This window comes from Streptomyces triculaminicus, assembly GCF_017349075.1.
In the GTDB taxonomy this organism is placed as follows: Bacteria; Actinomycetota; Actinomycetes; order Streptomycetales; family Streptomycetaceae; genus Streptomyces; species Streptomyces triculaminicus.
Genome location: NZ_JAFMOF010000006.1, coordinates 1 through 12,178, shown reverse-complemented (window position 1 = coordinate 12,178; position 12,178 = coordinate 1). Strand labels below are relative to the sequence as shown.

Here is a 12,178-nt window from a genome sequence, read left to right as displayed (position 1 = left end):
GGCGCGTCGTCGACCGCGGACGTACCCGTCTTCAGGCCGCGTGTGTGAGGGGCCTGGTTGCGTTTTGCTGGTGAGATACCAGGGCGGCGACGGCTTGGACGGTCTCGGGCAGTTGTTCACGGCGGCCGTGGTGGCGGGCGAGGGCCTTCCAGTTTTTGAGGTGGGCGATGCCGTGCTCGACGCGGATCCGTCGGGAAGAGTGCGCGTGCTTGGCCTGTGCGTGCATCTCCTCGTACCAAGGCGGCGGGTTCTTTCGGAACTTGCGGTGTGGCGGGGTGACGACCTGGCCGCCGGTCTGGGCGCCGAGTCCCTGGTAGCCGGCGTCGGCCAGGATCTCAACCCAGGGTCCGGTATCGAGGAGGTCGATGAGCCCGGATTCGCGGGCCTGGGTGATGTCCGGGCAGCTGCCGGGCCGGGTCTCGCCGCAGAACAAGAGCCTGCCGGCGGCATCGGTGAGGACCATGGTCTTCACGGCGTTCTGCTTGCTCTTGCCCGAGATGAAGCGGTCCCGGCCGTCCGTTCCCTGGGCGGGGCGGCGGACCCGGATCTCGGTCGCGTCCAAGATGGCCGTGCGACCGCTCTCGCCCAGGTGGCTCACGACATCGGCCAGCGTTCGCAGCCGCATCCCGGGAGCGATAGTGCAGCCTCGCTCGGCCAGCAGTGGCCGGACTTCGCCGATCGCCCTGGTGATGGTGGAGCGGTCCACGCCGAACCAACAGGCCAGCACGTCGTGCGTGGCGCCGTGCCGGAGATGCACGAGTGTGGCCAGTAGCCGGTCGACGAAGACCAGCTTGTGCCGGGCCCCGGCACCCACAGCCCGCTTCCGGTCCCGGGAAACAAGCCGGGCCTGGTGTCGCTCGTGCCACAACGGCCCGAGCTCGGCAACGAGTTCAGCCAGCACCGTCGACGACAGGCCCGTGACCCGCTGGTTCCGAACGATCGCCGCCCTGATCCCCACCACGCTGAACACAACGATCAAGAAGCCGACGCGCCACGGCCAACCGTGCACGAGATCGTAAACGGTGTCCCGTAAGGGGCTTTGAGGGCAGGCTGGCTCGGTTGGTGTGCCGCCTGGCTCAGCCTGCCAGAGCGAGGTTGTGTATCCGGGCGATGCCGAGTGCGGCCTGGTGGACGCCGTCGCCGCGCAGGCGGCAGTCGCGGAGGATCTTGTAGGTCTTCATCCTCGAGAAGGCGTGTTCGACGCGGGCCCGGGCCCGGCGATGGACGGTGTTCTCCGCTTCCTGCTCAGGAGTCAGAGGCCGGTTCGGGCGGGGCCAGTGCGGAATGAGCGCGGCCGTACCGCGGTAGCCACCGTCACCCAGGAGTGGCGCGTTCTTCACCGCCTGGTCCACGCCGGACTCCCCGTAGGCCCGGGCGTCATGCCGATTGCCGGGCAACGGGCGGCCCACCGCGACCACCAGACGACTGTTCGCATCGATGATGACCTGCAGGTTTGTCGAATAGCGGTAGTTCTTTGAGGACGCTGCCACGCTCCGGTCGCGGGTTGGGACCAGGGTTCCGTCCACGATCAGCACCGTATCCGCCGGGTGCCGGCGACGGACCGGGGCCAGGGCAAGGAGCGGAGCGATGTGGTCGATGACCCGGTCGGCGGTCGACTTCGAGACCCCGAACAGCGGGCCCAGCTGCCGCATCGTGAGGTTCGTCCGCCAATACGCGGCCACCAGCAGCACCCGGTCCTCCAGCGGCAGCCCCCACGGCCGGCCACCCGTCGGGACACCGCCGCCACGGCGACGCACGAGACCCACCAGCCTGCGGAACTGCCGCTCACCCAGACCCGCGAACAGCCCTACCCACCCCGGCTCCGACGCCACCACCACAGCACCCACACCAAGATCATCACATGCCTGGCCAGGCCTTACGGGACACCGTTTAGGGCCTGTATCGAAAGTATTTCCGGAGTGGTTGTCGTGTCGCTCCGCTACGGTGCGGCCATGGCGAACTTCGTGCTGGTTGCAGGTGCGCGGCTTGGATCGTGGGCGTGGGCCGAGGTGGTGCCGTATCTGGGTGCGGCTGGCCACGGTGTCCACCCTCTGACGCTGTCCGGTCTCGCCGAGAAGCAAGGCGTGCCGGCCGGGCAGCAGACCCACGTCCAGGACATCGTTGACGAGGTCGAGCGCCAGGGTCTGCGCGACGTCGTCCTGGTAGGTCACAGCTACTCGGGCATCCCAGTCGGTCAGGCCGCCGGGCGGATCGGTGACCGGCTGGCCCGCGTGGTCTTCGTCGACGCGAGCGTTCCGGCCGATGGCGAACCGTTCGTCTCCGCCTGGCCGGACGGTGGGGCGATGGTGAGGGCATCGATCGCCGAGAACCGAGGATTCTGGCCGGTCGCGGCCGCGGCCCACTACAAGGGCCACGGTCTCACCGATGAGCAGATCGCACGGATCGTGGGCGGCTCGACGCCGCACCCGGGCGCCACGCTGACCGAACCCGCCGCGCTGGAACGGCCGCTCGGCGATCTCCCGGCGACGTACATCAAGTGCACGCTCGGTGACCCCGAGCCGAGCGACGACGTGGCCAAGCTGCTGACCAGCGAGCACTGGCGGCTGTTCGAGATGGACACCGGCCACTGGCCGATGTTCTCTCAGCCAAGCGAACTGGCGCAGATCCTCCTCGCCGTGGCTGGGGAGTGACCGCAGTTCCATACTTGCGGACCCCCTGCCGGCGTGCATCACGTGCGCTGGTCACAGCCACTCGTTGATGGCCGCGATGAGGACGGTCGCCTCGTAGCGGACCGCGAGCTTGTCGTATCTCGTGGCCACGGCACGGTGCCTTTTGAGGCGATTGATGCCGCACTCGACCGCGTGCCGAGCCTTGTAGTCCTCCGCGTCGAACTTGGGTGGCTGGCCGCCGCGGGGACCGAGCTTCTTGCGGTTACGGGCCTGGTCGGCCTTGTCCGGGATGGTGCAGCGGATGCCGCGTCGGCGCAGGTAGGCACGGTTCTTGCGGGAGTCGTACGCCTTGTCGGCGCGGACCCGGTCGGGCCGGGTGCGCGGACGTCCGGAACCCAGACGGGCGACGCGGACCTTCTTCAGGACGGGCTCGAACTGCGGGGAGTCGCCGCGCTGTCCGGCGGTGATCATGATGGACATGGGCTTCTGGCCCTGCTCGACCGCCAGGTGCAGCTTGGTGGTCAGGCCGCCGCGCGAGCGTCCGAGGCCGTGGTCGTCCGGCTCGACGGTGATACCGCCGGGCGGCTCGGCCTGCAGGTCCCCCTTTTCCTCGCCCCGGCGGCGTGCTGGTGGGCCCGGCACACAGTGGAGTCGATGTTGAGATCCCAGGTGATGAGCTCCTTGGCGTCAGCCTCGGCCTGCAGTTCGGCGAAGATCCGCTGCCAGGTGCCGTCCCGCTGCCAGCGGCGGAAGAGGTCGTACACCCGGGCCCAGGGCCCGTACCGCTCCGCCACGTCCCGCCACGGGACGCCGGTGCGGGTACGGAACCGTATGCCGTCGATCAGCTGCCGTCTGGCCCATATCGGAGGCCGCCCCGGCTTGCTGCCCCTGGGTAACAGCGGCTCCAGGCGGGCCCACTGCGTATCCGTCAGATCTCCACGTGCCACAGAACAAGATCATCCCACCTCAAGATCCACTTCCGATACACGCCCTAGCTCCGGCGCCATACTGGCCCCGGAGCCCCATTGCGGAACCCTCGCCGCCTACGAATCGACGAGACCGAACGGACCGCTCATGACGAAGGCGACCGGACCGCCAGCCGATCAGCCCGACGTGGCCCCGATCTGCCGGGGAAGGCTGCGCGACCTCGGGGCGGAGGCGTTCGCCGCCATCGCCGAGGCTGCCGAGCGCTGCGAACTGCTCGGCGTCGAGCGCTTCGCTGAGCTGCTCCTCCGGGCCGGGCGGCTTGACGGGCCGGCCCTGCTGTTCGACGCCTGGTCCGGCGAGACCATCGACGCCCGCACCCTAGCCGCACACGTAGGCCAGGTGTGTGTGGAGCATGGCCGAGTATCCAGACGCCGCCCTCGACCGCCCGGCGTGGCGCTGGCTCTTTGCATCGGCCGGCTTCACCGCCAACGGCCGACCCGCCCAGCGCCCGGAGCGCCCGGTTGAGCTCTGGCGGGGAAGCGTGCCCGAGCGCCGGGCCGACTGGTCGTGGTCTATCCTCCGGATCGTCGCCGAGGGGTACGCCACAGGCACCGGTGCCCGACGGCCGACCACGGGCCGGTTGTACCGCACCGTTGCCCCACCCGCCTCGCTGTTCGCCCACAACACCGGCCGAGGCGAGGACGAGTACGTACTCGACACTGACGGACTGACCATCACCGAGGTGCCGCTCACCCGCGCATAACCGGAAACAGGGGGAGCGGCGCCTTGGACGCGTCGCTACCGGTGCCCACGCCCTCGTCCATGGGATGGCTCGTTTACAGCTGCTTGTGACCACAGATGCCGCCGTCGGCTGGTGTTGCCATCTACCCGTGGGGCCGGAGGCGGCTTTTGGGGATGATGGTCTGCACAGGTCACAGTGCGGGCGAGTTCATACGGGGGATGCGGCAGTGATCAAGGTGGAGCGCCATGGGGCATTCAACGTCAACTCTGTCGGGCTGGAGCGTCTGCCGTTCCCGTTGAGTTTCAGTGTCCGCGAGGCCGACGGTTCGTGGATGATCAGCGCGGCGGCCGCCCAGGCCGGAGAGCTGATCGATGTGCTCACCCGCACGGCGAGCGACACGGTCGTCGTCGTGAACCTGGCGACGAACAGCTTCCTGGATGAGGAATACCAGCAGTGGCGGCCGTCCCTGATCGCGGCGGAGCAAGGGGTCGACTGCACTGTCCACCCGGTCGGGACATGGGCCTCTGACTCCATCGACCTCGGCGAGGAGTTCCTGGTGATGCATCGGGACAGCCTGTCCCGGTTCCTGAGCAGCAACTGGTCGCCCTACGAGCTGTCGCTGGTCGACGTGCCGACGGGCGCGACGCCTGAGCAGCTCGATGAGCTCGCTCTGGTCATCGGCACGGCCGCTGTGGACGAGCCAGTCCTCCCTCGCCTAGATGGCTCGCGTTTCTGGTTCTCCGGGCACGACGACTGCTACCTGGCGGTGGAATCAACGGATCCGGCCATTCCCTCGTCAGTCCTCGGCCGGTTGCTGGCCCTGCTGGCCGGATCCGCTCTGACCGGTGACGGTGGAGCCTCATCAGTGAGAGTCCCGGAACCGGACGGTGCGCTGTCGGAGCAGCTGATTGCTGAGAGCCCCCACTGGATCGGAGTCGTCGGGACCGCGTCCGAGACCACGGTGACGGTCGAGTTGTCGGCCCAGTCGCAGCGGTGGCACCTTGGTCAGCAGCTGCCGGAGCGGGCCGACTATAGGGCGATGCTCGACCTGGCCCACGGCGTGTGGCATCTCGCCCCTGCCGAGTCATAGGGGCCCGCCTTCAGCCTCGCCGGTGACAGCAAGTGACGGTGAGAAGCCCTGGCCGAGGGAACTCAGATCACCCGATCACGGACTCATACCGGTACCGGACCCCACGAAGCGAAGGGGCAGCTACTCGACCGGCAGATCCGTGCCCTCACCGATGCCGGATGCGAACGCATCTTCGCCGACAAGAACTCCGGCAAGAACGCCGAACGCGGGGAACTACGGAAGGCCCTCGACTACCTCCGCACCGGGCGACACCCTCGTCGTCCCCTCCCTCGACCGGCTCGGCCGCTCCATCCAGGACCCCATCGCGGTCGTGTCCGGGCTCAGGAAACGTGGCACCGGCTTCACCTCGCTCCACGAGGCGCTCGGCACCACCATGCCGGGCGGTCGCCTGGTCTTCCACGTCTTCGCCGCCCTCGCCGAATTCATCCGCGAACTTATCGTCCAGGGCACCAACGAAGGCCTCGACGCCGCCCGCGCCCGCGGCGCCCGCCTCGGCCGCCCGCCGGCCATGACCGAAGAACAGATCCGCCACACACGCGACCTGCTCACCCGCGCTCCCTCGTCGGTCGGGCGCGCGCAGCGCTGCCATGGTTCTCGGGGGCCGGAAAGGATCGCGCTTGCGCGACCGCGTGCGGCGCCGTAGGCGTCCTTGGAGGCCCCCGGGGTTCGTGGCACCCTCTGTGGCCCGGTCGTCGAGGGAGTCACCGCGACCCCACCATCACCCAGCACATCACCGGGCCGACGGCCGACGACGGTCCCCCGCCCCCTCGGAGAGAGGGCCCGCCGGAGGCACTCCCCTCGCGCTGTGGCTGAGGCCGTCCGCTGGGAGATCCGCGACGACATCCACGAAGCCTCCCTCACCCTGGGCTGCGCACTGATCTGCTGGCGACGCGTGAACGCGACGCATACCAACAGATGATTCCGCTTCCCCCGCTCGGCGGAGGGCCCACCGTGGAGTCGCTACCCAGGCGTGATGCCTGGACGCCCGCAAGAGAGCACCGTGGACCCAACCGACGACAGCCGTCGGCCGGGTGAGGATTCCGAGGCAGGAGTGGAAATGATGCGCGTGGTAACGCCAGCAGCTGGGAAGGTCGTGGCCCTGTGCACTGCGACTGCCGCGCCCTATATCGCTCTGAAGACATACTGGGCGTTCGGCGGCAGAGCAGGGCTTGCGGACGGGTTCGACCTGGTGGACGAGTTCGAGAAGAACGGTGCCCCCGACGCACTGGTGTGGCTGGAACGACACGGCATCGACTTCACGGCTGTGCTGGCCCTGACGGGAGTGATGCTGGCATTCGCCCTCGTCCGGCCCCGGGGACGGAGACTGCCCCGATGGCTGTTGTTCACGCCGGCCTTGGCGGGAACGCTGCTGATCCCCTACGGCCTACTGACCGCTGTACTCGCCCTCACCCAGAACGGCAGTAACGCCGCGCCTGCTATCACGCAGTGGGTGGCGCCGGCCGGGGTCGGAGCGTTCCTGGGCATCGGAACAGCCCTGGGCGTCGGAGCATGGTCGCGCCTGAACCAGGCTGTCAGTGAGCACATGCCTCGTTGAAGTGGACGGACGAGAGCAGGGCCATTTCCTCATCGACGTCCCATGACCTTGGCCATGCCATGCCGCACCCAGGATCGTCACTCCCGCAGTAATCCGACCGTCCCGTAGCTCATTTCGTTAGGGGTTCTTACGACCTCGTGCGTGGTTGGGGTGGGGACGTCGTGGAGCTGTGAAGCGGCGTCTTGCTCATCGTGGTCGTCCGGGTCGGAGGTCTGGGGTCGGTGTCCGGTCGGCGGTTTGCTGTGTGGTGAGGAGTGCGGCGACGGCTTGGAGGGTTTGGGGGAGGTGTTCGTGGCGTCCGTGGTGGCGGGCGAGTGAGCGCCAGTTCTTGAGGTGGGCGATGCCGTGCTCGACGGGGATGCGGGCGGAGGAGTGGGCGAAGCGGGCGGCTTCGTGATGGGCCATCAGCCATTGCACGTGTTCGAGGTGCTTGCCGCGTCGTTTGCGGGGCGGGGTGACGACTTGTCCGCAGGTCTGGCCGACCAGCCCCTGGTAGCCGGCATCGGCGAGAATCCGCAGGTGGATGGTGTCGGCGAGGAGGTCGACGATGCCGGCCTGGCGGGCCTGGGTGATGTCCGCGCAGCCTCCGGGTCTGGTCTCGCCGCAGAACAGCAGGCGGCCGGACGGCGGACCCGGATTTCGGTGGCGTCGATGATCGCTGTCTGGCCGGCGGCCCTGATGTGGGCGATCACGTCGGCCAGAGTACGCAGACGGACGCCGCCCTCGACGGTGCAGCCCCGCTCGGCGAGCAGCGGCCGTACCTCGCCGATGGCCCGGTTGATGGTGGAGCGCCTCGACGCCGAACTAGCAGGCCAGCACGTCGTGGGTGACACCGTGCCGCACGTGCGCGAGGGTGGCCAGCAGACGGTCGACGAAGACCAGCTTGTACCGGGCTCCGGCACCGATGGCCCGCCGGTGCGGCCGGTCGGACAGTCTCGCCTCGTGACGGGCCTGCCAGACCGGGCCAACTTCCGTAACCAGAGCGGCGATCACCTCATGCGAGAGCCCCGTGATCCGCCGGTCCGCGACGATCGCCTCACGAGCACCAACCCCCACCATGCTCTGATCAACGACCAGCCACCACGCTGGCCACGCTAACCACGCACGAGGTCGTTACTCACACCAGCGGGACCCAGCCCAGGGAGATGTGACCGGCGGTGCCGTACTGCAGGACGTCGGTGGGGCCGGCTGCGGAGACCGGCTCGAACATGGTGGAGACGCCCAGCAGGCCGCCCTGCTTCCGGCACGCCTTGATGATCTCCAGGTTCGCCGACGACGATTGTTCCCCGAGTTCGCGCACCAGTGGTCTGCCCGGATCGTCCGGGGAGCGCCGAGGATTGGCTGGCGCGGCCGGGACAGTGACCCGATCGCGCGGATCGGGGACTTCGCCAGACGAGCCCGGCCGGAGGGATCGGGGCGGGCCCTGTTGCGGGCCCGGGCGCCGGGTGCCTGTTTACGCGGCGGGGGTGAGTTCGGCGCGGCCGAACAGCAGGGCGTAGCCGGTGGGGAGCTGGTGGAGGATGCGGGTGAGGAGGTCGGGGCCGGCGTGGGCGGCGACGGCGGAGAAGACGGATCCGGTGTCCCAGCGGGTGGTGGCCAGGGAGGCGCCGGTGCGGGCGGCGAGGTCCTTGACGAAGGCCCAGCCGGTCAGCGGCTGGGTGTCGGGGATCTGTGCGGTCAGGACGCGTGCGGCCTCCAGGGGCAGGCAGGCGGCCAGGTCGACGCGTTCGTCGCCGGTCAGCTGGCGTCCCAGTCCCGACAGGACCAGGCGGATGGCTTCGTCGGCTCTCTCGCGGGTGGGGTAGGCGCCTTCGTAGCGGACCTTCTCCAGCATCTGCTCATACGCCGTCCCGTACGGCTGCTGGCGCTCGAGCGGTACGCGCACGTCGGTGATCACTGCGGTGCATGCCTTTCGTGGAGCCAGGGGTGCCGGTATGCGGCACCGAGGTAGGGGTCAGGTGGGCTGGGGGCGGCCGAAGAGGAGGTCGTATCCGGCGGGGAGCTGAAGCAGGATCTGCCCCAGCAGGTCGTCGCCGGCCGTGTCGGCGACGGTGGACAGCACGGCGCTGACGTCCCAGGTCGCGGTCTGCTCGGTGGCGCCCTCGATCCAGGCCGCGGTCGCCCGCACGAACCGCTCCGGGGGCAGCGGCTCGGCGCTCTGCAACGGATTGAGCAGGATCAGGGCGAAGCCCTCCGGCAGGCATGCTGCGAGCTGGGCACGGACCTCGCCGACCAGGTGCGCGCCGAGCAGGGCGAGCACCACACGGGCCGCGCGCTCGGCTTCCTCCACAGTTCCGTACTCGCCGCGTTCCTTCACATGCTCGAGGAACGCTTCGCGTCGCAAAGTCATCTCGGCCGCCACCCCTTCTTGTCCTTCGGACTGCCCACGGGGTGCGGAGGGCGGGTCAGGGGGGAGATCAGGTGCCCGTCCTCCGCACCTGTCCGGCCGGTGTCAGCCGGAGATCTCCTTGTGGCCGGTCCCGACGCCGATGGAGATCTTGCGGGGCTTGGCACGCTCGGCGATCGGGATGCGCAGCGTGAGCACGCCCGCGTCGTAGTCGGCCTTGATGTGCTCGGTGTCGAGGGTGTCGGCGAGCACGATCTGACGGGAGAAGACGCCCAGCGGCCGCTCGGACAGCTCCATCTGCACGTCGTCGGCCTTCGCCACCGGCCGGCGCTCGGCCTTGACCGTCAGCATGTTCCGCTCGACGTCGATGTCGATCGCGTCTGCGGTGACACCGGGAAGGTCGAAGGCCACCACGTACTGGTCACCCTCGCGGTAGGCGTCCATCGGCATCGCCGACGGCCTCGACCAGGTACCCGGGCCCATCAGCTGCTGCGCCAGCCGGTCCAGCTCACGGAAGGGGTCAGTGCGCATCAACATCGTGAGAACACCTCCAGCAGGTTCGGGCAGTTGCTGCCAATGCGCCTTACTGAAACCGTTGTAACATGTCATCCAATGGATGACAAACATGATGTCGTCCACATGATGACAACCCGAGGGAGGTGCCCGTGACCCCGGCCGACCAGCCGTCCTCGCCCAGCACCGACGTCCGCAGCCCGGCGTCGTTCCTCGCCGCCGCCGCGGCCCTTAACGCCATAGACCACGCACTGCGCACCGCCCGGCACGAGGCCCCCGACACCCCCGGCGCCGGGCCGGCACCGGAGCAGGCCCTGGCCTCCTTGTCGCTGCTGCGGCAGGTCCGCGAGCAGCTCGCCGGGTGGGAGACCGGCCTGATCGAAACGGCCCGCGACGCAGGCGCCAGCTGGGCCGACCTCGCCCACCCCCTCGGTGTCGCCAGCCGACAGGCCGCCGAGCGCCGCTACCTGCGCGGCCGCCCCGGCCTCGCCGGGACCACCGGCGAACAGCGCGTCCAGGCCACCCGTCAGGCCCGGGCCGCCGACCGCACCACCGCCACCTGGGCCCGCCACAACGCCGCCGACCTACGCCGCCTCGCCGGCCAGATCACCGCACTCACCGACCTCCCACCCGCCGCCCGCCGCCCGCTCAGCGAGCTCCACGCGGCCCTCGCCCACGACGACCCCGCCGCCCTCATCGCCCCCTGTCCGCCGCCCGCCCCCACCTGTCCGCCGCCCACCCCGACCTCGCCGCCCGGCTCGACACCCTCACACCCCCTGACCCGCAAACGGCACCGTCAGCCCCGCGCGCGGCGGCCGAGCAGCCGTACGCGACCGGGTCGGCGCTCGTCGTCGAGCACGATGCCGCCCGCCTCGACCACGACGGGCGTCTGTACCGGCTGACGATGCGCCGGCGCTTGCGGAACACCGGCATGGAGCCGGTGACCCGCTACCTGATCCGCATTTCCGTCGACCGCTATCCGGGCGAGCCGGAGCGGTCCAACGCGCACTACCGGCAGCACCCGCTGACCTGGAACGAGCTGGCGCTGAGCGCGACGTGCCGGGGTGAGGCGATGCGGTGGGAGGCCAAGCACGACCGTGACGCCTTCAAGGAGGTGTGGCTGCTGTTCGAGAACGGCCAGGGCCGCTTCCCGCTCTATCCCGGAGAGTCGGTGTGGATCGAGTACGCGTACTCGGTGGGGGACGAGAAGTGGGGCCGGTGGTTCCAGAGGGCCGTACGGTTGCCCACCGAGCACCTGGAGGCCCAGCTTGTCTACCCGCCGTGCTCGACCCGGTCGTTTGGGGGACGGAGACGTCGATGACCGCCGAGGCGTCCCCGCTGCGGACGGCCCCGGTCCGGTGGGACGAGAACGGGACAAGGTTGTTCTTCTGGACGACCTCCACACCGGCCCTCCACGCTCGGTACCGTGTCGAATGGCGCTTCCGCGCGAAGAGCGAACGCGATGCGACTCACGAGGAGTTCAGGTGACGACGGTGCGGCCCAGTGAGCAGATGCGTGACCTCGGTGTCGTGCAGTGCGGCGCCCCCGTCCTCGCCGAGGCCGCCCGCCCCTTCGACCTGCCGGATGAGAAGGACACCGCCGAGCAGACCGTCGAGGCGCTGTTCGCCTCGATGGAGCGGCTCGCGCGCGTCCATGCCTTCGCCAAGGGCATGGGGATTGCAGCCCCGCAGCTAGGGATCGGCCGCGCGGCGGCCGTCGTCCAGCCGGCCGACCCCACCGCCGCGGCGATCGTCCTGCTCAACCCACGCATCACCTCCCGCTCGGAGGAGATGGACGAGCAGTACGAGGGCTGCCTGTCCTTCTTCGATGTCCGCGGCATGGTCCCCCGCCCCCTGATGATCACAGTGACGGCCACTGCCCTGGACGGCACCGAGGTCACCACGGTGTACGAGCGCGGCCTCGCCCGGCTCATCGCCCACGAGATCGACCACCTCGACGGCCTGCTCTACACCGCCCGCATGCGGCCCGGTGTCGAGCCGATCCCGGTCGAGGAGTACCGGCAGACCGGCCGGGCGTGGGCGTACGAGCAGTAGACGTGGTCACGGTCCTGGCCTCCTGTCCTGGCGGCTCCCGCCAGGGCACCGATCTCCGCGCAGCTCAGGTGCAGGGCCGCGCGCAGGCGTGCCGTCGCCCCGGGCGCCGCGTCGCGTGGCCGGACGACGGTCCGCAGTGTGGGGGCGGGGAAGCGCGGGCGGCGCGGACCGCCGCCCCGCCCGTCGGGCTCTCCCAGCAGGTCGCCCACCCGGACTTCGGTCAGGCCCGTGATCCTTCCGATGTTCCCCGCCGTCAGGAGGCTCGTGCCGTCGTCGGCGCGTCCGACGACGTCGAGCGAGGTGATCCGGCCGGTGTACGT

Annotated in this window: 14 protein-coding genes and 3 pseudogenes; 8 read left to right on the top strand and 9 right to left on the bottom strand. The window is 69.7% G+C overall.

Annotation, left to right across the window (positions count from 1 at the left end; all coding sequences use genetic code 11):
- Positions 1 to 31: 31 nt before the first annotated feature.
- Together J1792_RS31305 and J1792_RS31300 are read right to left on the bottom strand one after the other, a co-directional pair.
- Complete coding sequence (locus J1792_RS31305; protein ID WP_372446169.1) at positions 32 to 1,009, bottom strand: transposase family protein; 978 nt, start codon at positions 1,007 to 1,009, stop codon at positions 32 to 34.
- 67 nt (positions 1,010 to 1,076) lie between these two features.
- The gene (locus tag J1792_RS31300; RefSeq protein ID WP_086569672.1) at positions 1,077 to 1,847 is read right to left on the bottom strand and encodes a transposase; all 771 of its coding nucleotides are present in this window, start codon (positions 1,845 to 1,847) and stop codon (positions 1,077 to 1,079) included.
- Between the two features lie 105 nt (positions 1,848 to 1,952).
- Here J1792_RS31300 and J1792_RS31295 point away from each other — a divergent pair, with 105 nt between their 5' ends.
- On the top strand, positions 1,953 to 2,651 hold the full coding sequence (locus J1792_RS31295; protein WP_086569696.1) for an alpha/beta fold hydrolase: 699 nt from the start codon (positions 1,953 to 1,955) through the stop codon (positions 2,649 to 2,651).
- 51 nt (positions 2,652 to 2,702) lie between these two features.
- Here J1792_RS31295 and J1792_RS31290 read toward each other — a convergent pair.
- Positions 2,703 to 3,577 (bottom strand): IS5 family transposase gene (locus J1792_RS31290; protein WP_242705209.1). Its coding sequence is split into 2 segments (ribosomal slippage): positions 2,703 to 3,187 and positions 3,187 to 3,577, totalling 876 coding nucleotides; the frame shifts between segments, so codons are not numbered across the junction.
- 392 nt (positions 3,578 to 3,969) lie between these two features.
- On the opposite strand from J1792_RS31290, the gene J1792_RS31285 reads away from it, so the two are divergent.
- From J1792_RS31285 to J1792_RS31270, 4 genes and pseudogenes are all read left to right on the top strand, one after another.
- Positions 3,970 to 4,320, top strand: coding sequence for a hypothetical protein (locus J1792_RS31285; protein WP_086569674.1), 351 nt, complete (start codon positions 3,970 to 3,972; stop codon positions 4,318 to 4,320).
- A 205-nt stretch (positions 4,321 to 4,525) separates the two neighbouring features.
- On the top strand, positions 4,526 to 5,389 hold the full coding sequence (locus J1792_RS31280; protein ID WP_086569676.1) for a hypothetical protein: 864 nt from the start codon (positions 4,526 to 4,528) through the stop codon (positions 5,387 to 5,389).
- 48 nt (positions 5,390 to 5,437) lie between these two features.
- Positions 5,438 to 6,032 (top strand): annotated as a pseudogene (locus tag J1792_RS31275) (recombinase family protein).
- Positions 6,033 to 6,389: 357 nt separating this feature from the next.
- Positions 6,390 to 6,944 (top strand): hypothetical protein, encoded by a 555-nt coding sequence (locus tag J1792_RS31270; RefSeq protein WP_207248714.1) that lies wholly within the window; start codon positions 6,390 to 6,392, stop codon positions 6,942 to 6,944.
- A 186-nt stretch (positions 6,945 to 7,130) separates the two neighbouring features.
- Here the strand turns inward: J1792_RS31270 and J1792_RS34735 are convergent, their stop codons facing one another.
- From J1792_RS34735 to J1792_RS31245, 5 genes are all read right to left on the bottom strand, one after another.
- Complete coding sequence (locus J1792_RS34735; protein ID WP_307843144.1) at positions 7,131 to 7,517, bottom strand: transposase family protein; 387 nt, start codon at positions 7,515 to 7,517, stop codon at positions 7,131 to 7,133.
- Positions 7,518 to 8,061: 544 nt separating this feature from the next.
- Complete coding sequence (locus J1792_RS31260) at positions 8,062 to 8,244, bottom strand: hypothetical protein (RefSeq protein WP_086569680.1); 183 nt, start codon at positions 8,242 to 8,244, stop codon at positions 8,062 to 8,064.
- A gap of 153 nt (positions 8,245 to 8,397) precedes the next feature.
- Positions 8,398 to 8,841 carry a DUF2267 domain-containing protein gene (locus J1792_RS31255; RefSeq protein WP_086569682.1) on the bottom strand — a complete coding sequence of 148 codons (444 nt, stop codon included), beginning with the start codon at positions 8,839 to 8,841 and terminating at the stop codon, positions 8,398 to 8,400.
- 57 nt (positions 8,842 to 8,898) lie between these two features.
- Entirely contained in the window at positions 8,899 to 9,294 is a 396-nt protein-coding gene (locus J1792_RS31250; protein ID WP_207248713.1) for a DUF2267 domain-containing protein, read from the bottom strand.
- Positions 9,295 to 9,396: 102 nt separating this feature from the next.
- Entirely contained in the window at positions 9,397 to 9,828 is a 432-nt protein-coding gene (locus J1792_RS31245; protein ID WP_207248712.1) for an Hsp20/alpha crystallin family protein, read from the bottom strand.
- Positions 9,829 to 9,956: 128 nt separating this feature from the next.
- On the opposite strand from J1792_RS31245, the pseudogene J1792_RS31240 reads away from it, so the two are divergent.
- The 3 genes and pseudogenes from J1792_RS31240 to J1792_RS31230 all read left to right on the top strand — a co-directional run.
- Positions 9,957 to 10,582: pseudogene (locus tag J1792_RS31240) on the top strand (type III effector protein); the annotation flags it as partial.
- Positions 10,583 to 10,735: 153 nt separating this feature from the next.
- A complete protein-coding gene (locus J1792_RS31235; protein ID WP_207248767.1) occupies positions 10,736 to 11,125 on the top strand; it encodes a hypothetical protein in 390 nt (129 codons plus the stop codon).
- A 163-nt stretch (positions 11,126 to 11,288) separates the two neighbouring features.
- Positions 11,289 to 11,858: a peptide deformylase gene (locus J1792_RS31230; RefSeq protein ID WP_179199145.1), complete on the top strand. Its 570-nt coding sequence runs from the start codon at positions 11,289 to 11,291 to the stop codon at positions 11,856 to 11,858.
- Here J1792_RS31230 and J1792_RS31225 read toward each other — a convergent pair.
- A pseudogene (locus J1792_RS31225) lies at positions 11,771 to 12,178 on the bottom strand (hypothetical protein); the annotation flags it as partial. The gene J1792_RS31230 and the pseudogene J1792_RS31225 overlap by 88 nt on opposite strands.